This window comes from Prevotella sp. S7-1-8 (assembly GCF_000758925.1).
In the GTDB taxonomy this organism is placed as follows: Bacteria; Bacteroidota; Bacteroidia; order Bacteroidales; family Bacteroidaceae; genus Prevotella.
In genome coordinates, this window is record NZ_JRNC01000149.1 from 1 (window position 1) to 883 (window position 883).

At 40.2% G+C, this 883-nt stretch carries 2 protein-coding genes; both read right to left on the reverse strand.

Annotated elements, in window-relative coordinates; all coding sequences use genetic code 11:
• A partial coding sequence (locus HMPREF1640_RS12440) for a phage integrase SAM-like domain-containing protein (protein WP_036895447.1) occupies positions 1 to 693 on the reverse strand: 693 nt, incomplete at its 3' end.
• 30 nt (positions 694 to 723) lie between these two features.
• Positions 724 to 883: tyrosine-type recombinase/integrase (locus tag HMPREF1640_RS13050; RefSeq protein WP_156098819.1), on the reverse strand; the 160-nt coding region annotated here is incomplete at its 5' end.

Consider the following 883-nt stretch of genomic DNA (forward strand, 5'->3'; position numbering starts at 1 on the left):
TATCTTCATTGCCATCAGGTTTGCTACATCACTCTTGCTAAGAAAACGAATTGCCTTTTCCACCTTTTCATATTCCGCATGTTCAAATGGGTTATAACGAATGATGCGCTGGCTTACTGCACGGAACATCAAACGGCTCAGCCAGCAAAGATAATTGTTGATAGAAGATCCTTTCAACCCTTTCTTTTTAAGAAAGAATCGGTATTCCTCAAACAGTTCCTCCGTTATACTTCGGATTTCTATATCCTTACTCTCTAAGTCCTTTATAAACTCGCACAGCATTCTATTCGCATAGCAAAGGTTAGTATATGTACCTTCTGCCTTAGACTTGCCCACACCTTCCTTTACCGATTGTAGTTCTGCATTGCTAAGTTCCAACAAAGTGGTAGGAGAAGTTGCTATGCCTTGCAATCTGTTTTTAAGCAGTTCAGCACTTATCACCCCGTCTTTTAGGAGCAGTTCCTGATAGGTCTTTTCTACAAATTCCCTGAATGATTGCAGTCGAAGATTGGTTTTCTTGTCCGTTGTCGTCCCCTGTTTAGTATTCCACTCCGCAGGTTTACATTCTTCGTTTGTTGTAATAACAGAGTTCTTGCCATCTATCGTGATACGACAGAGTATGGAGGTCAGACCATTTGCCTTGGTCTTTTGTCTGTTGATATAAAACAGTGTTTTGAATGTACTTCTCATCATGATTTTAGTTTTAATGCTTCTATTCTATGGCTAAATACACATCTGCATATCCTCCGTGAAAGAAAGGAAACGCTCAAATTCCACAAATAGTTTTTGTGGCGTAACCTTTGCATATCGCTCGGTCATACTCACATTGCTATGCCCCAACATCTTGCTTACCGTTTCTATTGGTACTCCTTGTTCCAATGTG